The organism is Nonomuraea typhae, assembly GCF_009760925.1.
Lineage (GTDB): Bacteria > Actinomycetota > Actinomycetes > Streptosporangiales > Streptosporangiaceae > Nonomuraea > Nonomuraea typhae.
In genome coordinates this window covers 1,214,690-1,235,091 of record NZ_VRLV01000002.1, presented here as the reverse complement: position 1 = coordinate 1,235,091, position 20,402 = coordinate 1,214,690, and the positions used below count along the sequence as shown (strand labels likewise).

The following is a 20,402-nucleotide window of genomic DNA, read 5'->3' as shown; positions in this document are numbered from 1 at the left end:
AGGTCTCCCACCCCTGTGAGGGGGGTAAGGCTCCCGGTAGACGACCGGGTTGATAGGCCGGAGGTGGAAGCGCGGTAACGTGTGGAGCTGACCGGTACTAATAGGCCGAGGACTTGACCACAAAGCAGACTCTCTTGTGAGAGTCGTCTTGCTCGCGTCCACTACGCAATTCTGAGACAACAAACGGTCTCAAGATGTTGCGGTGGTTATGGCGGGAAGGAAACACCCGGTTACATTCCGAACCCGGAAGTTAAGCTTCTCTGCGCCGATGGTACTGCACTCGGGAGGGTGTGGGAGAGTAGGTCGCCGCCGCACAAAACTTGATCAGAAAGGGCCATCCCGGCACGGGGTGGCCCTTTCTGCGTTACACGTGAGGGGCTGTCCCGTGCCGGGACGGCCCCTTTTTGCGTTGTGGAGGCGTGTGCCGCACGTACGTTGCAGATGCACACGCCGCGGTCGAGGGAGTGGGGGAGGTCAGTAGGGTTGGAGGGTGGACTATCGTGCGGTTGAGCGTGCGATCTTGGACCGAGGCGTCGAATGGAAGTTCGAGCCCACCCTGGACCGGATCGCGGCTCTGTTGGATCTGCTTGGCTCGCCTCAGCGGGCTTACCCTGTCGTGCACATCGCCGGGACCAACGGCAAGACGAGTACGGCCCGGATGGTCGAGGCGCTGTTGCGGGAGCGGAATCTCCGGGTGGGGAGGTTCACGAGTCCGCATCTGGTGTCGATGCGGGAGCGGATCTGCGTGGACGGGGAGCCGCTGAGCGAGGAGCGGTTCGCTGAGGCGTATGCGGACATCGCGGCTTTCGTGGAGCTCAATGACACCACGGGGCGCCCGATTCAGTTCTTCGAGCTGCTGACGGCCATGGCGTTCGCGGTGTTCGCGGACACTCCGGTGGACGTGGCGGTGATCGAGACGGGAATGGGCGGCAGCTGGGACGCCACCAACGTCGCGGACGGGCAGGTTGCCGTGATTACGCCGATTTCGCTGGATCACACCGAGCGGCTGGGGCCGGACGTCGCGACCATCGCGGGGGAGAAGGCGGGGATCATCAAGGCCGGCTCCACCGCGATTCTGGCGCAGCAGGAGCTGGAGGCCGCCGAGGTGCTGATGCGGCACGCGGCCGACGTCGGGGCGGTCGTGGCCCGGGAAGGGCTGGAGTTCGGGGTGCTCGGGCGCGAGATCGCCATGGGCGGGCAACTGCTCAGCCTCCGCGGGCTCAAGGGCGCGTACGAGGACGTCTACCTCCCGCTGTACGGAGCGCATCAGGCGGGGAACGCCGTCACGGCGCTGGCCGCCGTCGAGGCGCTGACCGGCGGGGACGATCCCCTGGACATCGAGCTGGTACGGCAGGCGTTCGCGCAGGTCAGCTCGCCTGGGCGGTTGGAGGTCGTGCGGCGGGAGCCCACCGTGGTGGTGGACGCGGCGCACAACCCGGGCGGGATGGTGGCGACGCTCGACGGGCTGCACGAGGCGTTCGACTTCGCCAAGGTGATCGGGGTGGTCGCCGTCATGCGGGACAAGGACGTCTCGACGATCCTCGACCTTCTCGAGCCGGTCTTCGACGAGATCATCGTCACCCGCAACTCCTCGCCTCGGTCGATGCCGCCGGAGGAGCTGGGGGCGCTGGCCGAAGGGTTCTTCGGGCCGGATCGGGTGCACGTCGTCGCCCGCCTGGACGACGCCATCGACCGTGGCATCGCGATGGCGGACGCCGAGGGCGAGTTCAGCGGCACCGGGGTGCTGATCACCGGTTCGGTGATCACGGCCGGGGACGCGCGGTTTCTGCTGAAGGCGGATGGGCGATGACGTCCGCCGCCGGTCGTCTGGTACGGCGGGCACCGGGTAACCGGGGCGCTGGCCGTACCGGTGAGAGAGGTGTGTGGTGAACTTCGCGGTCACGCCGGGCATGCGGCGGCTGGGCTCCAGCGTGCTCGGGATGGAGGCGATCGTCGCCGGGCTGATCACGCCGGTGGCGATCACGGTCGGCGGGGTGACGCCCGCGCTGGCGATGGTGGCCGGGCTTGGGCTGGCGGTGTTGTGCCTGGTGACGATCGGGCTGCTCAGGAAGCCGGTGGGGTACGTTCTGGGGACGCTGGTTCAGGTGCTGGCGATCGCGACCGGGTTCCTGGTGTCCATGATGTTCTTCCTGGGGGTGGTGTTCGCGGCGCTGTGGTTCACCGCGATATTCGTCGCTCGCCGTGTCGAGGGCGTGACTTCCCGCTAAAGTCGGCCAACATGGCCGTCCCCCCAATTCAGCGGTCCCCGAAGGCGGCTGCCGCGGGGCCCTCCGCAGGCGTGAAGTTCCCGTGGTTGCTCGACGTCGTGCTCGGGCTGCTCGTCGTGGCGGCGTTGCCGCTGGCGATCGTCGCGATTCCCAACACCGTCTCCGTCGTGGCCGATCTGCTGCCCGGCGACATCGACCGGGTCGGGCTGACGCGCGCCCACGGGCTCACGCTGCCGGCGATGATGCTGACCGTGCCGCTGGCCGCCGTGGCGTTGCGGCGCATGCGCGTGGCGTACGTGCTCGTGGCCGGGCTGGCGTTGCTGGCCGTGGCCGACGTCGCCGGCGGTTATGCCGGGTCCACGTTCCTGGTCGGGGTGCTGCGCGTGCTCCACGGCGTGGGCGCCGGCGTGCTGATCCCCGCCACGCTGGTGGCCGTCTGGGATCGTCCGCCGGTCATGCGCGCCCTGTGGACCGGCATGCTCTCCGTCAGCCTGCTGGCCGCCCAGGCGCTGGCCCTGTGGCCGCTGGACAAGGCCGATCACTGGCAGATCACGCTTCAGCCGTACCCGCTGCTGACCGGGGTCGCGCTGGCGCTGGCCGCCGCGTACCTGCTGGTCTGGCTGCTGCAGGGCGAGAGCGCGGCCCCTGCGCCGCGGGCCAAGGAGCGCAGCCGGCTGTTGCTGGCCACCGTGCCCGCGGCGGGCATCGCGGTGCTGGCCATCAGCACGGCCAGCCAGGACTGGAGGGCCGGGCTCGTGGTGCTGGTCGCCGTGCTGTCGGTGGCCGCGCTGCTGGCGCTGGCGACCATCGGCGGCGCTGAGAGCCGCACGCTGGCCTACACGTTCGTGGCGGTCGGGGTCGTGCTGCTGCCCATGCTGGCCCAGGTGACCACCGTTGAGCTGGGCGGTCTCGGCGGGCCAGGGCTGAACGGGCTGTGGGTGGCCTTCGGGGTCGCCGCGCTGGCGGCGATCGGCGCCGCCGTGGCGGTGGCGCTGTTCGGCGGGAACGTCGTGTCCTGGCTGACGCGTGGCGGGCTGGTGCTGATGGTGCTGGGGCTGGCCACGGTGCGGCTGATGGCGCCCGCCCAGCAGGGAGGGCTGCTCGTGGTGCCGTTCACGTTCCTGGCGGTGGGCGCCGCGGTGGCGCTGACGGCGGCGTTGAGGCGGGCGGGCGTCGGGGTGGCGCTGTTCGGGCTGGCGTTGTGCTTCCCCGGGGTGCTGTCCGGGTACCTGCTGGGGACCGGGGTTCAGGTCATGATGCTGCGCGGCAAGCGTTCGGCGCAGGCGCTCGTGGACGGGTACGTCGAGGCGCTGCACACGTGGGCGCTGATCGGCGGATTCCTTATCGTGGCGGTCATCGTGCTCGGGGCGCTGCTGGGCCGGCGGTCCGACGCGGGGCCGGTCGTGGCCGAGGGCGCCTCTGAGGGTACGGCTGCCGCCGCGGCGTCCGAGGAGGGTACGGCTGCCGCGGCTCCGGCCGAGGGCGGTCCCTCCGGGGCGGGTGATGGCGCCTCTGGGGATGCTCTGGGCGGCATAGGCGGTTCTGGGGAGTCTCGGGAGGGTTTGGGGGACTCTGGCATGGCTCAGGCGGACGTGGAGGCCGCTAGGACGGGCCAGGCAGAGACGGAACCAGCCAGAGCTGAGGCGAAGACGGATCCAGCCAAGGCTGAGGCGAGTCCTGAGGGCGGAGGGCGGCAGGAGCAAGAGCGGGCTCAGGAGCGGAAGCCGGAGCAGGCTCCGCGACCAGCTCAGGCGGAGAAGCCGGAGCAGGCTCGGCCACCAGCTCAGGCGGAGAAGCCGGAGCAGGCCCCGCGACCAGCTCAGGAGCAGGAGCCGGAGCAAGCTCCGGAACAGGCTCGGGAGCGGGTTCGGGAGACGGAAGCGGATGAGGTGGACGAAGGGGACCGGCCCACGGGGGAGATTCCGCGAATCGTGCTGCCCACCCCCGTGAACGGGGACTCGCCGGTCACCGCCGATCCGGCTCGGGCGGCCGGCGAACGGGATCCCGTGGCGCCTGCCGTACCGCCGCCTGCGCAGTCGCCGGAGGACGACGACAATCCGTGAACTGCACGGCGGGGGAGCGCCGCCGGGACGGTAAGCTGGGCCGCGACGTGAGGACGGAGACCGTCCCGCGATGCGGGCCTCGCGGAGCGAAGCAGATCATCGCCCCCAGCTGCCCCGGCCCCAGAATCCGTTCAAAGGAGAACTCCACGTGTCCGAGCGCACTCTTGTCCTGATCAAGCCCGACGGGGTGAAGCGGGGCCTCATCGGTGACGTGATCGCCCGTGTCGAGCGCAAGGGCCTCAAGGTCGTCGCCATGGACCTGCGCACGCTCGACGTCGACACCGCGAAGGCCCACTACGCCGAGCACTCCGAGCGGCCGTTCTTCGGCGAGCTGGTGGAGTTCATCACCTCGGCGCCGCTGGTGGCGCTGGTTCTCGAGGGCCCGCGGGCCGTTGAGGCGTTCCGTGCGCTGGCCGGGCTGACCGACCCGGTGAAGTCGGCCCCCGGCACGATCCGTGGCGACCACGCGCTGGAGATCGGCGAGAACGTCGTGCACGGCTCCGACTCGCCCGAGTCGGCCGCCCGGGAGATCAAGATCTTCTTCCCGGACCGCTTCTAGTCGTCGTCCTCCTGCCGGCGAGTCCGTCGGGAGGGATTCTTTGCAAACGCGCCCGCGTGGCTTCACAGCCGCGCGGGCGTTGTGGTTTTGCCGCTCTTGGTGTGACCCGGCGCGGGCGCCGGGTGCGGATGCGCGGTGGCGGGATCGCCGTGCGGGCCGGGGTTCGCGGCGTCGAGGGCGCTTCGGATGATGGCCGCGTACGGCGTGGCGTGGGGCGCTCACGACAGCTAGCCCGATCCAGGGTAAAGAGGGCGATACCGGAGGTACGCAAGATTTTTCTGGGGTGGTGGTGCGCATCGTGCTCACTGGTGGGTACGTCACGTTACGATTCGAATGCGATCCGTAGTCATCAGTGAAAGACGTTACGGAAGGCTCGTTCCCCATGGGCAGCAAGCTCGCCTTTCTCGGCCGCGACATGGCGGTTGATCTTGGCACTGCCAACACGTTGGTCTACGTGCGTGGCCGCGGCATCGTGCTCAACGAGCCGTCCGTCGTAGCCATCAACACGGCGACCGGCAAGATCGTCGCGGTGGGCATCGAGGCCAAGCGCATGATCGGCCGTACGCCGGGCAACATCGTCGCGGTCCGCCCGCTCAAGGACGGCGTGATCGCCGACTTCGACGTCACCGAACGCATGCTGCGCTACTTCATCCAGCGGGTGCACAAGCGCCGGCACTTCGCCAAGCCGCGCATCATCATCGCCGTGCCCAGTGGCATCACCGGTGTCGAGCAGCGCGCGGTCAAGGAAGCCGGCTACCAGGCGGGCGCGCGCAAGGTCTACATCGTCGAGGAGCCGATGGCGGCGGCGATCGGGGCGGGGCTGCCGGTGCACGAACCCACCGGGAACATGGTGGTGGACATCGGCGGCGGCACCACCGAGGTGGCCATCATCTCGATGGGCGGCGTCGTGACCAGCCAGTCGATCCGGGTCGGCGGCGACGAGCTCGACCAGGCGGTGATCACCTTCGCGAAGAAGGAGTTCTCGCTCATGCTCGGCGAGCGCACCGCCGAGGAGATCAAGATGGCGATCGGCTCCGCCTGCCCGACCGTGGACGAGTGCCACGCGGAGATCCGCGGCCGTGACCTGGTCAGCGGGCTGCCGAAGACGATCGTGGTGTCCGCGCAGGAGATCAGGAAGGCCACCGAGGAGCCGGTCAACGCCATCATCGACGCGGTCAAGACCACACTCGACAAGTGCCCGCCGGAGCTGTCCGGCGACCTCATGGACCGCGGCATCGCGCTCACCGGCGGCGGCGCCCTGCTCAAGGGCCTGGACGAACGCCTCAAGGCCGAGACCGGCATGCCCGTCCATCTGGTGGAGAACGCCCTCGACTCGGTCGCGCTCGGCTCCGGCAAGTGCGTCGAGGAGTTCGAGGCGCTGCAGCAGGTCCTCGTTCCGGAGTCGCGGCACTGATGAGGGACACGCGCCGCGCCCGGCTGATCCTAGGACTGCTGCTGACGGCGGCGCTCGTGCTCGTGACGGTCGACCATCGCACCGGCGACGGCTCGCCGCTGTCGGCGTTGCGCTCGGCCGGTTCGTGGATTTTCGGTACGGCGGAGCGCGCCGCGACCGCCGTGGCCGGACCGGTGACGGGTTTCTTCCAGTCCATCGCCAACGCCCCCGGGGCCAAGGCCGACATCGCGCGGCTGGAGGCGGAGAACTCCCGCCTGCGCGCCCAGATCGCGGCGGGCCGGCTCGACGCGGCCCGTTCGGGAGAACTGCGCCGCATGCTGGGCCTGGCCGGGATGGGCGGCTACAAGGTGGTGCCGGCCAGCGTCGTGGCCCGGCGCGGTCAGCCGGGCTTCGAGGAGGCCATCGAGATCGACGCCGGCACCGACGACGGCGTGCGTGCCGAGATGACGGTGATCAACGGCGCGGGCCTGGTGGGCAGGGTGATCAGGGCGGCGCCGGGCACGTCCACGGTGGTGCTGCTCAGCGATCCGGCCTCGGCCGCGGGAGCCCGGCTGGAAGGCGGCAACGAGATCGGGGTCGTGCACGGCGTCGGGGAGAACGGGCGGCTGGTGCGCTTCCGGCTGCTGGATTCGACGGCGCCGCTCAGCCGGGGCGCCAGGCTCGTCAGCTTCGGCTCGCAGCGCGGCGTGCCGTACGTGCCGGGGGTGCCCGTCGGGGTGATCGAGCGGGTGGAGGCGACGCCGGGTGAGCTGACCCGGATCGCCTACGCGCGGCCGTACGCCGACCTGACCGCGCTGGACGTGGTGGGGGTGGTGGTCGAGGCGCCGAAGCGGGATCCGCGTGACGCGGTCCTGCCGGTGCGGAGGAGCGCGCCGTGATCGCGGTCCTGGTGGTGCTGGCGACGGTGCTGGTGCAGCTCACGCTGGTGAACCGGCTGCCGTTGCCCGCGGGTGGCGTGCCGGATCTGGTGTTGCTGGCGGTGGTCGGGGTGGCGATGCTGCGGGGTCCGGTGGCGGGCGCGGTGATCGGGTTCTGCTCGGGGCTGCTGGTGGACGTGGTGCCGCCGGTGGCGCATGTGGCGGGGGAGTACGCGTTCGTGCTGACGGTCGTCGGGTTCCTGGCCGGGCGCGGGCTGGGTGGCGTGGTGAGCACGGTGATGGCCTGCGTGCTGGTGGCGCCGCTGCTGGCGGCGGCGGTCGGCGGGCTCATCGGCGAGGAGGGGGTGACTCTCGAGGCGTTGGTCGCGAGGGCGCCGGTGACGGTCATGTACACGCTGGTCGCGGCGCCGGTGGTGATCTGGGCGGTGACCCGGGGGAAGCAGCCGAGGTATGCGGCATGAGCAGGATGAGGACCCGGCTGGTCGTGGTGAACGTGCTGGTCGTCACCATGATGATCGGCCTGGCCGTCCGCCTGTGGCAGGTGCAGGTGGTGCGGGGCAAGGAGTTCGTCTCGGCGGCGGCCGAGACCAGGACGCGCGCCGTGGTGGTGCCGGCGGTGCGGGGGCAGATCCTGGACGCGGCCGGCGATGCGCTGGTGCGTAACCGCACGACGCTGGTGGTCTCCGTGGACCGCACGCTGCTGACGCGGATGCCCGACGGCGGGCAGGGGGCGCTGCGCAAGCTCGGCGAGGTGCTGGGGCGGCCGGCCAAGCTGCTGGAGAAGCGGATCCGCTCGTGCGGGCCCGGGGTGACCCGGCCGTGCTGGCCCGGCTCGCCGTACCAGCCGATTCCGATCGACCAGGAGGTCAGCACACGTGAGGCGCTGCAGATCCTGGAGCGGCAGGAGGAGTTTCCCGGCGTCACGGCCGAGGTGATGGCGGTCAGGGAGTACCCGCACGGCAAGTCGGGGGCGCAGCTCGTCGGATACCTGCAGCCGGTGACGCAGGAGGAATTGGACAAGCGCGACGGGCTCAAGGCCGCGTTCTCCGGCGTGGACCTGGTGGGGCGCGACGGGCTGGAGTCCGTCTACGACGAGGCGCTGCGCGGCAGGCCGGGGCTGCGCCGGGTGCAGGTCGACCGGCTGGGCAAGGCCATCGGGGTGGAGCAGCAGGTGGCGCCGGTCTCGGGGGACACGCTGATCACCAGCATCGACTCGCGCGTGCAGAACGTGGTGGAGCAGGCGCTCGACGGGGCGATGAAGCGGGCGCCGAAGGCCGACGGCGCGGCGGGCGTGGTGCTGGACGCGCGCACCGGCCGGGTGGTCGCGCTGGCCAGCGCGCCCGGGTACAACCCGGCGATCTGGACCGGCGGGATCTCCGAGAAGGAGTACCAAGATCTGCTGTCGGAGAAGGCGGGCAAGCCGCTGGTGTCGCGGGCGATCAAGGGGGAGTTCGCGCCAGGGTCGACGTTCAAGGTGTCGTCGGTGTCGGCGATGTTGCGCTCGGGCTACCCGCTGAACGGGCACTACGGCTGCCCCGGCTCGTACATGGTGGGCGATCGGCCGTTCAACAACTTCCGCGGCATCGGGCTGGGCACGCTCACGTTGCACACGGCGCTGGTGAAGTCGTGCGACACGATCTTCTACAAGGCGTCCTACGAGCAGTGGCTCAGGGACGGCGGGCTGCATCCCAAGAAGCCGCCGCGCCAGCCGTTCGAGAACACGGCCAGGGCCTTCGGCTTCGGCAAGCCGACCGGCATCGACCTGCCGGGCGAGTCGGCCGGCCGCATCCCCGACCGCGACTGGAAGAAGGATCTCTGGGGGCAGACCAGCGCCGAGAACTGCAAACGCTCGCGCACCGGCTACCCCGAGGTGAAGAGCGCCTCCCGGGCCGCCTTCCTCAAGCGCCTGGCCTACGAGAACTGCGTCGAGGGCTTCCTGCTGCGCCCCGGTGACGCCGCCAACTTCTCCATCGGGCAGGGAGACGTGCTGGTCACGCCGCTGCAACTGGCCGGCGCCTACGCGGCGCTGGTCGGCGACGGCAAGCTGCGCAGCCCGCGCGTCGCCTGGGCGCTGGTACGGCCGGACGGCACGCTGGTCAAGCGCATCGACCCGCCGGTCACCGGCAAGCTGCCGATCACCGAGAAGGAGCGCGCCTACATCAAGAACGCGCTCAGCCAGGTCGCATCCGACGGCACCGCGGCCGGGGCCTTCAGCGGCTTCCCCATGGACAAGGTGCACATCGGCGGAAAGACGGGCACCGCCGAGGTCTGGGGCAAGGAGGACACCTCCTGGTTCGCCTCGTTCGCGCCCACCGACAAGCCGAGGTTCGTGGTGGTGGTCATGGTCTCCCAGGGCGGGATGGGCGGGCAGACGGCGGCGCCGGCCGTACGCGAGATCTATGAGGGGATCTACGGGATCAAGCGCCCGCCCGCGCTGCCGGACGGGAAACCCGCCTCCAAGCTGCCCATGATCGCTCGGGACGGGACGGTCACCCGATGACGGCTCGCGTGCTTCCGGCCAGGCGCCGCTCGTTCGCCACCCGTGCCGTGGGGGCGCAGTCGGCCGTGTGGCGGCTCGACGGGGTGCTGCTGGTGGCGGTCGCCGCCCTGTGCGTGATCGGCACGCTGCTGGTGTGGTCGTCCACGCGCACGTGGGCGCCGGGCTCGACGGGCCTGGTGAAGAAGCACGTGCTCAACCTGGCCATCGGGGCGGCGTTGTGCGGGGCGGTGGCGATGGTCGACCATCGGCTGCTGCGCGCGTACGCGCCGGTGGTGTACCTGGTGACGCTGGTGGGGCTGGCCATCGTGGTCACGCCGCTGGGCACCACGGTCAATGGCTCGCACTCGTGGATCATGCTGGGCGGCGGGTTCGCGGTGCAGCCGTCGGAGTTCGCCAAGATCGGCCTGGTGCTGATGCTGTCGATGCTGCTGGCCCAGCCCGCCGAGGGCACCGATCGGCCGCGCGGGCTGGACATGGTCTTCACGCTGGTCGTGGCGGGCATCGCGATGGGGCTGGTCATGCTGCAGCCCGACCTCGGCACCACGCTGGTGCTGGCGGTGATCACCACGTGCGGGCTGGTGCTGGCCGGGGTGCGCAAGCGGTGGATGATCCTGCTCGTGCTGGTCGCGGCGGCCGGGGCGGTGGCGGTCTGGACGATGGAGCTGCTGGAGCCGTACCAGGTGGCGCGTTTCACCGCCTTCCTCGACCCGAGCGTGGATCCGCGTGGCGTCGGCTACAACTCCACCCAGGCGCTCATCGCGATCGGCTCGGGACAGCTGTTCGGCAAGGGGCTGCTGGAGGGCGGGCAGACGACCGGGCGGTTCGTGCCCGAGCAGCACACGGACTTCATCTTCACCGTGCTGGGGGAGGAGTTCGGCTTCCTGGGCTCGGTGACCGTGGTGGCGCTGCTCGGCGTGGTGCTGCTGCGCGGGCTGAAGATCGCCCGGCAGTGCGACGACCGCTTCGGGACGCTGGTGGCCGGCACGATCGTGTGCTGGCTGGCCTTCCAGACCTTCGTCAACGTCGGGATGACCGTGGGCATCATGCCCATCACCGGACTCCCTCTCCCCTTCGTCTCGTACGGCGGGACCGCGACTTTCGCGAATCTCATGGCAATTGGCCTGCTACAGGCGATAAGGATCAGGGAACAGGCGTTTAATTAGAAGTATGTTCGTGGCCTACTGCGACGAGTGCGGGGACCGGTTCCTGCTTCCCGCCAGCCACATCGTCGCCGTGCACAACCTCGCCAGCGGCGTCATCGCTGTCGAGCTGACCTGTTACGAGAACCACACGGTGCTCGTCCTGAGCGGGAACGACATCGACATCCCTGGACCCGCCACCGTCTGAGCACGGATAGTCTTGGGTCCATGTCTGTCGAGTCTGTTTTCCCACGCCTGGAAGCGCTGCTGCCCAAGGTGCAGAAGCCGATCCAGTACGTCGGCGGCGAGCTCAACTCGACCGTCAAGGACTGGGACGCGGCAGACGTGCGCTGGGCGCTCATGTATCCCGACGCCTACGAGGTGGGGCTGCCCAACCAGGGCGTGGCGATCCTCTACGAGATCCTCAACGAGCTGCCGGACACGCTGGCCGAGCGCACCTACTCGGTCTGGCCCGACCTCGAGGCGCTCATGCGCGAGCACGGGGTGCCGCAGTTCACCGTGGACGGCCACCGCCCGGTGCGCGCCTTCGACGTGCTCGGGCTGTCGTTCTCCACCGAGCTCGGCTACACCAACATGCTGACCGCCCTCGACCTGGCCGGCATCCCGCTGCACGCCGCCGAGCGCGGCGACGACGACCCGATCGTGCTGGCCGGCGGCCACGCCGCCTTCAACCCCGAGCCGATCGCCGACTTCCTCGACGCGGCCGTGCTGGGCGACGGCGAGCAGATCGCCATCGCCATCACCGAGGTCATCCGCGAGTGGAAGCGGGAGGGCAGCCCCGGCGGCCGCGACGAGCTGCTGATGCGCCTGGCCGAGTCCGGCGGCGTCTACGTGCCCAAGTTCTACGACGTCGAATACCACGCCGACGGCCGCATCAAGCGGGTGGCGCCCAACCGTCCCGACGTGCCGTGGCGGGTGCACAAGCACACCGTCATGGACCTCGACGAGTGGCCCTACCCGAAGAAGCCGCTGGTGCCGCTGGCCGAGACCGTGCACGAGCGGTTCAGCGTCGAGATCTTCCGCGGCTGCACCCGCGGCTGCCGCTTCTGCCAGGCGGGCATGATCACCCGCCCGGTCCGCGAACGGTCGATCACCACGATCGGCGCCATGGTCGAGAACGGCATCAAGGAGTCCGGCTTCAACGAGGTCGGCCTGCTGTCGCTGTCGTCCGCCGACCACTCCGAGATCGGCGAGGTCGCCAAGGGCCTGGCCGACCGCTACGAGGGCACCAACACCTCGCTGTCGCTGCCCTCCACCCGCGTGGACGCCTTCAACATCGACCTGGCCAACGAGTTCTCCCGCAACGGCCGCCGCTCCGGCCTGACCTTCGCCCCCGAAGGCGGCTCCGAGCGCATGCGCAAGGTGATCAACAAGATGGTCACCGAGGAAGACCTCATCCGCACCGTCACCACCGCCTACAGCCAGGGCTGGCGGCAGGTGAAGCTCTACTTCATGTGCGGGCTGCCGACCGAGCGCGACGAGGACGTGCTGGGCATCGCCGACCTGGCCAAGAAGGTCATCCAGGCCGGCCGGGAGGCGACCGGCTCGCGCGACATCCGCTGCACCGTCTCCATCGGCGGCTTCGTGCCCAAGCCGCACACGCCCTTCCAGTGGGCCGCCCAGGCCGACCACGAGACCGTCGACCGGCGGCTGAAGGAGCTGCGCGACGTCGTCCGCAACGACAGGCAGTACGGCCGGGCCATCGGCTTCCGCTACCACGACGGCAAGCCGTCCATCGTGGAGGGGCTGCTGTCGCGTGGCGACCGGCGGGTCGGCGCGGTCATCCGGGCCGTGTGGGAGGACGGCGGCCGCTTCGACGGCTGGAGCGAGCACTTCTCCTTCGACCGGTGGATGGCCGGCGCGGAGAAAGCCGGCGTCGACGTCGGCTGGTACACCACCCGCGAGCGCGAGGAGAACGAGGTCCTGCCCTGGGACCACCTCGACGCCGGGCTCGACCGCGAGTGGCTGTGGCAGGACTGGCAGGACGCGGTCAACGAGACCGAGGTCGAGGACTGCCGCTGGACGCCGTGCTACGACTGCGGCGTCTGCCCGACGATGGGCACCGAGATCCAGATCGGCCCGACCGGCAAGAAGCTCCTGCCCCTCACCGTGGTGTGACGCCGCCGGGCGCGACACGCGCGGGCGCGGGAGCCGGCCACGGAACTTGGTCAAGGTTTGGCCGTGACGGCGAGCACCCCGTCCGACGTGAGAAGCGACCCCCACGATCGGCGGTCACCAGCGTCGGCGGGTGGTGGTGGGGCGGCCTGCCGTACGAGAAGAGGATTTGCGCAGAGTGGACAGACACGTCCTGGTCGGGAGTTAGAGAACAGCGCGTACAGTCTCCTGGCCGAGCGGCATATCCTGTGGAGAGGAAACTCTGACATGGGAAGGACGACAACGCTCTGAAACCTGTTCCCGACGGGCCACCGCCCGCGCCCACGGTGCAGCGGCTTCGCATCCGCTACGCCAAGCGCGGCCGCCTGCGCTTCACCAGCCACCGCGACATCTCGCGGGCCGTCGAGAGGGCGGTCCGCCGTGCCGGCATTCCGGTGGCCTTCAGCGCGGGCTTCTCGCCCCACCCCAAGATCTCCTACGCGGGCGCGGCGCCTACCGGCGTTGCCAGCGAGGCCGAATACCTCGAGATCGGCGTCACGGAGCCGTGCGACCCAGGGCGGATACGCGCCGACCTGGACGCTTCGCTGCCGCCCGGGCTCGACGTGCTCGAAGTCGTCGAAGCACGGTCCGGCGGCCTGGCCGATCGCCTGGAGGTCTCTGCGTGGGAGTTGCGGTTGCCCGGCGCGGATCGCGAACAGGCCGGTGTGGCGGTGGAGAAGTTCCTCGCCGCCGGCACTGTTGAGGTGGAGCGCCTGACGAAGAAAGGCCCCCGGCGCTTCGACGCGCGGGAGGCGGTACAGACGCTGGCGATCTCCGAGGGAACGGAGAGAACCGCAGCTCAGGTGCCCGGACAGTCGTGTGTCATACTGCGCATGGTTGTTCGGCACGTGACTCCTGCCGTTCGACCCGACGATGTGCTCACAGGGCTGCGCCTTGTGGCCGACTTCGCGCCGCCGGTTCCCCCCGAGGTGACCAGGCTGGCGCAGGGGCCGCTTGACGTATCAGGTGAGCCTGCCGACCCGTTCGACCTTGACCGCGACATCACGCGCGGCGGCGAAGCGGGACCGGCGGGCGAGCACGCCGCCGGTTAGGACGCGCCTGGCTGCCCGCCAGGCGTATCCGCTGACAGGACTTGGCGCCAACACCCCTCACGGGGCGGGGGCGGACAACGAGACACGAGGGCTCCTGCGCGGCGCGGCGACGCGCCCGGGAGCTGACGGGAGAGCGCCCGCATGCTCGAGAACGAGCCCAACGCCGGGGCCCATGGCCCCGACGGGGAGACAACTGAAGATCAGGCCAAGACCAGGCCCCGCCGGGCCGCCCGGCCGGCCGGACCGCCTCCGGAGCTGCCGGAGGAGTCCGCGCCGACCGTGCTGACCGTGCCCGCGGGGGCGGTGGTCAGCCAGGTCGAGGAGGCCGTGGCCGAGGCGGTTGCCGAGGAGAAGCCCAAGCGGGCCGCTCGGAGCCGGTCCACGGCCACCACCACGCGCCGCCGTACGAAGAAGGCCGAGGAAGAAGCCGCCGCCGAGCCTGAGGCCGCCGCCGAGCCCCAGGGCGAGGTCGCGCCGACGGCTGAGGAGAAGCCGCTGCGCAAGCGGGTTTCGCGGCGTGCCGCCGGGCCGCCGCCGGAGATCGACGAGCACGTCGGTACGGCTGTCGCCGACGGGAGCGCTCCCGGCTCGGCCGCCGAGGACGCTCCCGCGGCGGCTGGCTCCGCGGGGGCAGCGGAAGGCGCCGAGGCGCCCGTCAAGCGGACCCGGCGCACCACCAAGGCCAAGGCCGCCGCTGAGGACGCGGCTGAGGCGCCCGCGCCGGTCAAGCGCACGCGGCGCACCCGCAAGGCCGCCGCGGAGCCGGAGAGCCCGGTCGAGGCCGCTGTGGAGGCCGTCCTGACGGAGTCCGGCGTGGGCTCGGGGCAGGTCGAGGGGCTGGCCGAGGAATTGGGCGAGGGGCCGGCCGAGGCTGTGGCCGAAGAGGTCGTCCGGGCCCAGGCCGCCGACGCCGTGGCCGAGGTGCTCGGCGAGGACGTGCTGGACGAGCTGCCCGAGGAGGAGCCGCTCGACGACGAGCCCGCCGGGGAGGACCTCGACGAGGACGACCGTCCCAACCTGCTGGCCGACCCGTTCGGGCTGACCGCGCGCCGCCTGGAGCAGGGTGACGCCTCCTACCAGCGTCCTGCGGCCATTTTCGCGCCGCTGTTCCAGGCGCCGGATCCGAGCCAGGCCCAGCCCGCCGCGCCCCGCCGTACCGAGGCTGAGCCCGTCGCGGCCGAGGTCGTGGAGGAGAGCGCCGCGACCTCGACCGAGGCCGACGCCGACAGCGACGCCGACACCGAGGTCGACGTGGACGTGGACGGTGACGGTGACGCCGAGGACGAGACCGGAGGCCGCCGCAGGCGCCGCCGCCGGGGCGGGCGCGGCCGGGGCCGTGCGCGTGAGCGTGACGAGGCCGAGGACGCAGAGGACGAGGACGAGGACGAGGAGCCGGCCGAGGAGGAATCCCAGGAAGAGGAGGCGTCCTCCTCGCGCCGCCGCCGTCGGCGCCGCCGCCGCGGCAGCGACGACGCCCCCGAGCCGGCCAGCGACGACCCGCCGAACACCGTGGTCAGGATCCGCGCGCCGCGCTCCGGCCGGGCCGGGGCCGTGGACACCTCCAGCGACGGCGTGCAGAGCGTGCGCGGCTCCACCCGCCTGGAGGCCAAGAAGCAGCGCCGCCGCGAGGGCCGTGAGCTGGGCCGCCGCCGTCCGCCGATCATCACCGAGTCCGAGTTCCTGGCCAGGCGCGAGTCGGTCGACCGGATGATGGTGGTGCGCCGCCACGGCGACCGCACCCAGATCGCCGTGCTCGAGGACGGCATCCTGGTCGAGCACTACGTCAACCGCGAGGCCAGCCAGTCCTACGTCGGCAACGTCTACCTGGGCAAGGTCCAGAACGTGCTGCCGTCGATGGAGGCCGCGTTCGTGGACATCGGCAAGGGGCGCAACGCCGTCCTGTATGCCGGTGAGGTGAACTTCGACACCGCCGGGCTGGAAGGCCAGCCGAAGCGGATCGAGTCGGCGCTGAAGTCCGGCCAGTCGGTGCTGGTGCAGGTCACCAAGGACCCGATCGGCCACAAGGGCGCCCGCCTGACCTCGCAGATCAGCCTTCCCGGCCGATACCTCGTCTACGTCCCGGACGGGTCGATGACCGGCATCAGCCGCAAGCTGCCCGACAAGGAGCGCGCGCGGCTCAAGAGCATCCTGAAGAAGGTCATGCCCGAGAACGCCGGCGTCATCGTGCGCACGGCCGCCGAGGGCGCCTCGGAGGACGAGCTCGCCCGCGACGTGGCCCGCCTGTCGGCGCAGTGGGAGAACATCCAGAAGAAGGCCAAGTCCGCCAGCCCGCCCGAGCTGCTGTCGGCCGAGCCCGACCTGACCGTCCGGGTGGTGCGCGACGTCTTCAACGAGGACTTCACCAACCTCGTCGTGCAGGGCGAGGAGGCGTGGGAGACGGTCGACGAATACGTCAAGTACGTCGCCCCGCACCTGGCCGACCGCCTGACCCGGTGGGAGGAGGAGACCGACGTCTTCGAGTCGTACCGGATCGACGAGCAGCTCGGCAAGGCGCTGGAGCGCAAGGTGTGGCTGCCCAGCGGCGGTTCGCTGGTCATCGACCGCACCGAGGCGATGACGGTCGTGGACGTCAACACCGGCAAGTTCACCGGCCAGGGCGGCAACCTGGAGGAGACGGTCACCAGGAACAACCTGGAGGCGGCCGAGGAGATCGTGCGCCAGCTCCGGCTGCGCGACATCGGCGGCATCATCGTGATCGACTTCATCGACATGGTGCTGGAGTCCAACCGGGACCTGGTGCTGCGCCGCCTGCTGGAGTGCCTGGCCCGCGACCGGACCAAGCACCAGGTGGCCGAGGTCACCTCCCTGGGCCTGGTCCAGATGACCCGTAAGCGGGTCGGCCAGGGGCTGCTGGAGGCGTTCTCGACGCCGTGCGACTGCTGCAACGGCCGCGGCCTGATCGTCTCCACCGAGCCGGTGGACGGCAAGCCGGAGCCACGCGGCACCCAGGGCAAGATGGCCATCGAGAAGGCGGTGGCCGACAAGGTGTCCGCGGCTTCCGGGTCCCCGAACCGTGATACTGTGACCGGTGCGCTTGACGACGTCCCAGCCGAGGATGACCAGGCGAACCAGACTTCCGGCAGGGGGCGGCGACGCTCTCGCCGAGCCAAGTCGGCCGAGTAGCCAGGCGCTCCCGCCAGGGAGCGCTCCTCGACCGGCAGCCCGTCGATCCGTCCGGTTCGACCAGGGCACCGCTCATCCGGTACCCTAGTCAATCGGTGCGTCCAGTGGCGCGCCCTGTTCGCGCGCCATCTCGGATCGTCGGTTTCCCGACAGGTTCCGAGTGCTGGGCGCAGCATTCGGTGGTCGCCGATTTGCCGGTGACCACAAGCAGACAGTAGAAGGGTTCCGCGGTGTACGCGATCGTTCGTTGCGGCGGCAGGCAGCAGAAGGTCTCCGTCGGTGACGTCCTCGAGGTGGACAAGGTCGCCGGCGAGGTCGGCTCTTCGGTTACGCTGCCGACGGTGCTCGTCGTCAACGACGGCGATGTGACCACGGAGGCGGGCAAGTTCACGGTCAGCGCCGAGATCCTCGGCGAGACCAAGGGACCGAAGATCCGCATCCTCAAGTACAAGAACAAGACCGGTTACAAGAAGCGCCAGGGTCACCGCCAGCGGTACACCCAGGTGAAGATCACCGGCATCAACCAGGCCTGAGTCACGGGAGTTTTGCGAGATGGCACACAAGAAGGGCGCGTCGTCCACCCGGAACGGCCGTGACTCCAACGCCCAGCGGCTCGGCGTCAAGCGTTTCGGCGGCCAGCTGGTCAACGCGGGCGAGATCATCGTCCGCCAGCGCGGCACCCACTTCCACCCCGGCGACAACGTCGGCCGCGGCGGCGATGACACGCTGTTCGCGCTGGCCGCCGGTCACGTGCAGTTCGGCCGCAAGCGCGGTCGCCGCGCGGTGAGCATCGTCCCGATCGCGGAGTAGTCCGCGGCCGATAGGCGTTCCTAAGGGGTGGGTCCCTTGACCCGCCCCTTAGTCGTGTCTGGGGTTTTCACGGTGTCTTGCGCTGCTTTCCGCCGGCGGGTGGTCTGCGCCGGGTTTCGGGCGGGTGGTCCGCGCCGGGTCTTGGGCAGGTGGTCTGCGTCGGGTTCGGGCGGGTGGTCCGCTTCGGGTTCGGGCGGGTGGTCCGCTTCGGGTTCGGGCGGGTGCTCTGCGCCGGGTCTTGGGCGGGTGGATTCTGTTACGGCAGGCCGCCATGCCACCACCCGCCGTCGTGGGCGGGCGCCGATCGTGGGGATCGCTTCTCACGTCGGACGTGGTACTCGCCGTTACGGCGGGGCGTTGGCCGGCCGCCGTGGCTCGTGCTGCCCGCCGTAAGGCGGCGCCGGGCTTCGCCGACCACCGCCCCACCGCGCGGCGCCGGGTGAAAACCCCTGGTTAGGCCGGTGGGGAGGCGCTTGGCGTGTCCGGCGCGGCCCCTGTGATGCTGGACCGGTGCCCCTGAGGTGCTGTGATCGGAGAATCGTGCCTGGTCGGAGGGCTGTGCCTGGCCGGCGGGGTGATTTTCCGGGTTGGGGATGAAGGCGGGCGGCGGAGGCGTTGGGCCAGGAGCTGGACGGTGCCGGAGACCCGGGGGCCGGTGGACCGGTTCTTGGGTGGTGGGTTGAGCTGGGAAGATGGAGAGGTGTCCCCGCTGGGGGACATCGGGAGGAGGGGCCGTAATGCCGGACTTCGTGGACCAGGTGGTCCTGCACGTCAGGGCCGGTGACGGAGGGAACGGCTGCGCCTCCATCCACCGCGAGAAGTTCAAGCCGCTGGGCGGCCCGGACGGCGGGGACGGGGGCCGGGGCGGGGATGTGATCCTGGAGGTCGACCCCAACACCGCCACCCTGCTCGACTACCACCGGCGGCCGCATCGCAAGGCGGACAACGGCAAGCAGGGGCAGGGGTCCAACCGAGACGGGGCCAACGGCGGGGACGTGGTGCTGCCGGTGCCCAACGGGACCGTGGTCAAGGACGCGGAGACCGGGGAGGTCCTGGTGGACCTCGTGGGAGCCGGGACGCGGTACGTGATCGCCCAGGGCGGGCACGGCGGGCTGGGGAACGCCGCCCTGGCCTCGACGAAGCGGAAGGCGCCCGGGTTCGCGTTGCTGGGCGAGCCGGGCGACGGTCTGGACGTGGTCCTGGAGCTCAAGAGCGTCGCGGACGTGGCGCTGGTCGGGTTCCCGAGCGCGGGCAAGTCCTCGCTGATCGCGGCGCTGTCGGCGGCCCGGCCGAAGATTGCGGACTATCCGTTCACGACGTTGATCCCCAACCTCGGCGTGGTCACCGCGGGGGAGACCGTCTTCACCGTCGCGGACGTACCTGGCCTGATCCCCGGTGCGTCGCAGGGCAAGGGGCTCGGGCACGAGTTCCTGCGGCACGTGGAGCGGTGCGACATGCTCGTCCACGTCATCGACTGCGCCACCCTGGAGCCGGGCCGCGACCCGATCACCGACTACGAGGTGATCGAGGCCGAGCTGGAGGCTTACGGCAAGCTGGAGGACCGGCCGCGCATGGTCGTCCTCAACAAGGCCGACGTCCCGGACGCGCGCGAACTGGCCGAGATCGTCCGCCCCGACTTCGAGGCCAAGGGACTGCGGGTGTTCGTCATCTCGGCGGCCACCCACGACGGGCTGCGGGAGCTGACGTTCGCGATGGGCGAGTGGGTGGCGGCGGCCCGGGCCAAGAAGCCCGTGGAGGAGCCGACCCGGCTGGTCATCCGGCCCAAGCAGATCGGCGAGGCCGGGTTCTCGGTGCGGCAGGTCAGCGAGAACCAGTTCCAGGTCACCGGGGAGAAGCCCGAGCGCTGGATCCGCCAGACCGACTTCACCAACGACGAGGCCGTAGGCTACCTGGCCGACCGCCTGGAGCGCCTCGGCGTCGAGGAAGCCCTGGTGAAGGCGGGCGCGGTGGCGGGGGCCGAGGTCATCATCGGGCCGATGGAGGGCGGCTACATCTTCGACTGGCAGCCCACCCTGAACGCCGAATCCACCCGCCAGGGCCCCCGCGGCACCGACTCGCGCCTGGCGTAGCCGCGCACGTAGTCGTCTCCGCACAGCACGTAGTCGTCCTTGTGCAGGACGTAGTTGTTTTGTGCAGGACGTAGTTCACATCTTGTACGGCGAGGCCGCCCCCACCACCGCCCACCGGACGTGGCCGGGGTGTCGGGGCGGCGCCCGACAGTCGGACGGGGTCCTCGCCGCCACAAACCCACCTTGACCACCTGAGCGGGGCTCGCGCCACAAACCCACCTTGACCACCTGGGTGGGGCTCGTGCCACAACCCCTTGGCCGCCTGGCCGGGGCTCGCGCCACAACCCCTTGGCCGCCTGGGCGGGGCTCCCGCCGCTACCCTCGGCCGTATGGGCGGGGCCCGGTTGGGC

16 protein-coding genes and 2 rRNA genes are annotated in these 20,402 nt (G+C 70.6%); all 18 read left to right on the top strand.

The features are described from left to right. A 23S ribosomal RNA gene (locus FVE25_RS12270) occupies nt 1-121 on the top strand; the annotation flags it as partial. Between the two features lie 77 nt (nt 122-198). Then, a 5S ribosomal RNA gene (rrf, locus tag FVE25_RS12265) occupies nt 199-315 on the top strand. A 175-nt stretch (nt 316-490) separates the two neighbouring features. After that, nucleotides 491-1,810 carry a bifunctional folylpolyglutamate synthase/dihydrofolate synthase gene (locus tag FVE25_RS12260; RefSeq protein ID WP_157246520.1) on the top strand — a complete coding sequence of 440 codons (1,320 nt, stop codon included), beginning with the start codon at nt 491-493 and terminating at the stop codon, nt 1,808-1,810. Nucleotides 1,811-1,886: 76 nt separating this feature from the next. Further along, on the top strand, nt 1,887-2,228 hold the full coding sequence (locus FVE25_RS12255) for a DUF4233 domain-containing protein (RefSeq protein ID WP_246266928.1): 342 nt from the start codon (nt 1,887-1,889) through the stop codon (nt 2,226-2,228). Between the two features lie 71 nt (nt 2,229-2,299). Beyond that, nucleotides 2,300-4,291, top strand: a complete 1,992-nt coding sequence (locus FVE25_RS12250; protein WP_157246519.1) for a hypothetical protein — start codon at nt 2,300-2,302, stop codon at nt 4,289-4,291. Between the two features lie 148 nt (nt 4,292-4,439). Continuing rightward, a complete protein-coding gene (gene ndk / locus FVE25_RS12245) occupies nt 4,440-4,850 on the top strand; it encodes a nucleoside-diphosphate kinase (RefSeq protein ID WP_157246518.1) in 411 nt (136 codons plus the stop codon). Nucleotides 4,851-5,232: 382 nt separating this feature from the next. Further along, nucleotides 5,233-6,264: a rod shape-determining protein gene (locus FVE25_RS12240; protein WP_157246517.1), complete on the top strand. Its 1,032-nt coding sequence runs from the start codon at nt 5,233-5,235 to the stop codon at nt 6,262-6,264. Next, nucleotides 6,264-7,142, top strand: coding sequence for a rod shape-determining protein MreC (gene mreC, locus FVE25_RS12235; protein ID WP_157246516.1), 879 nt, complete (start codon nt 6,264-6,266; stop codon nt 7,140-7,142). Before FVE25_RS12240 ends, mreC begins: the two co-directional genes overlap by 1 nt. Beyond that, entirely contained in the window at nt 7,139-7,603 is a 465-nt protein-coding gene (gene mreD, locus FVE25_RS12230) for a rod shape-determining protein MreD (protein ID WP_157246515.1), read from the top strand. The genes mreC and mreD overlap by 4 nt, the downstream gene beginning before the upstream one ends. Continuing rightward, a complete protein-coding gene (mrdA, locus tag FVE25_RS12225) occupies nt 7,600-9,642 on the top strand; it encodes a penicillin-binding protein 2 (RefSeq protein ID WP_157246514.1) in 2,043 nt (680 codons plus the stop codon). The genes mreD and mrdA overlap by 4 nt, the downstream gene beginning before the upstream one ends. Further along, a complete protein-coding gene (rodA, locus tag FVE25_RS12220) occupies nt 9,639-10,805 on the top strand; it encodes a rod shape-determining protein RodA (protein ID WP_157246513.1) in 1,167 nt (388 codons plus the stop codon). Before mrdA ends, rodA begins: the two co-directional genes overlap by 4 nt. Nucleotides 10,806-10,809: 4 nt before the next feature. Further along, complete coding sequence (locus FVE25_RS12215; protein ID WP_157246512.1) at nt 10,810-10,989, top strand: hypothetical protein; 180 nt, start codon at nt 10,810-10,812, stop codon at nt 10,987-10,989. Between the two features lie 20 nt (nt 10,990-11,009). Next, nucleotides 11,010-12,920 (top strand): TIGR03960 family B12-binding radical SAM protein, encoded by a 1,911-nt coding sequence (locus FVE25_RS12210; protein ID WP_157246511.1) that lies wholly within the window; start codon nt 11,010-11,012, stop codon nt 12,918-12,920. Nucleotides 12,921-13,243: 323 nt separating this feature from the next. Next, nucleotides 13,244-14,008, top strand: a complete 765-nt coding sequence (locus FVE25_RS12205) for a TIGR03936 family radical SAM-associated protein (protein ID WP_157246510.1) — start codon at nt 13,244-13,246, stop codon at nt 14,006-14,008. A gap of 141 nt (nt 14,009-14,149) precedes the next feature. Continuing rightward, nucleotides 14,150-17,152 carry an Rne/Rng family ribonuclease gene (locus FVE25_RS12200; protein WP_181019544.1) on the top strand — a complete coding sequence of 1,001 codons (3,003 nt, stop codon included), beginning with the start codon at nt 14,150-14,152 and terminating at the stop codon, nt 17,150-17,152. Between the two features lie 230 nt (nt 17,153-17,382). Continuing rightward, the gene (gene rplU / locus FVE25_RS12195) at nt 17,383-17,685 is read left to right on the top strand and encodes a 50S ribosomal protein L21 (RefSeq protein ID WP_157246509.1); all 303 of its coding nucleotides are present in this window, start codon (nt 17,383-17,385) and stop codon (nt 17,683-17,685) included. A 19-nt stretch (nt 17,686-17,704) separates the two neighbouring features. Continuing rightward, nucleotides 17,705-17,962: a 50S ribosomal protein L27 gene (gene rpmA / locus FVE25_RS12190; RefSeq protein WP_157246508.1), complete on the top strand. Its 258-nt coding sequence runs from the start codon at nt 17,705-17,707 to the stop codon at nt 17,960-17,962. A gap of 737 nt (nt 17,963-18,699) precedes the next feature. Beyond that, entirely contained in the window at nt 18,700-20,052 is a 1,353-nt protein-coding gene (gene obgE, locus FVE25_RS12185) for a GTPase ObgE (RefSeq protein ID WP_157246507.1), read from the top strand. The last annotated feature ends 350 nt before the right edge of the window (nt 20,053-20,402 follow it).

Bases quoted from the DNA above. Each gene is read 5' to 3' on its own strand.
- FVE25_RS12240 (WP_157246517.1), top strand. From the start codon at position 5,233: ATGGGCAGCAAGCTCGCCTTTCTCGGCCGCGACATGGCGGTTGATCTT.
- mreC (WP_157246516.1), top strand. From the start codon at position 6,264: ATGAGGGACACGCGCCGCGCCCGGCTGATCCTAGGACTGCTGCTGACG.
- mrdA (WP_157246514.1), top strand. From the start codon at position 7,600: ATGAGCAGGATGAGGACCCGGCTGGTCGTGGTGAACGTGCTGGTCGTC.
- rodA (WP_157246513.1), top strand. From the start codon at position 9,639: ATGACGGCTCGCGTGCTTCCGGCCAGGCGCCGCTCGTTCGCCACCCGT.
- FVE25_RS12215 (WP_157246512.1), top strand. From the start codon at position 10,810: ATGTTCGTGGCCTACTGCGACGAGTGCGGGGACCGGTTCCTGCTTCCC.
- FVE25_RS12210 (WP_157246511.1), top strand. From the start codon at position 11,010: ATGTCTGTCGAGTCTGTTTTCCCACGCCTGGAAGCGCTGCTGCCCAAG.
- FVE25_RS12200 (WP_181019544.1), top strand. From the start codon at position 14,150: ATGCTCGAGAACGAGCCCAACGCCGGGGCCCATGGCCCCGACGGGGAG.
- rpmA (WP_157246508.1), top strand. From the start codon at position 17,705: ATGGCACACAAGAAGGGCGCGTCGTCCACCCGGAACGGCCGTGACTCC.
- obgE (WP_157246507.1), top strand. From the start codon at position 18,700: ATGCCGGACTTCGTGGACCAGGTGGTCCTGCACGTCAGGGCCGGTGAC.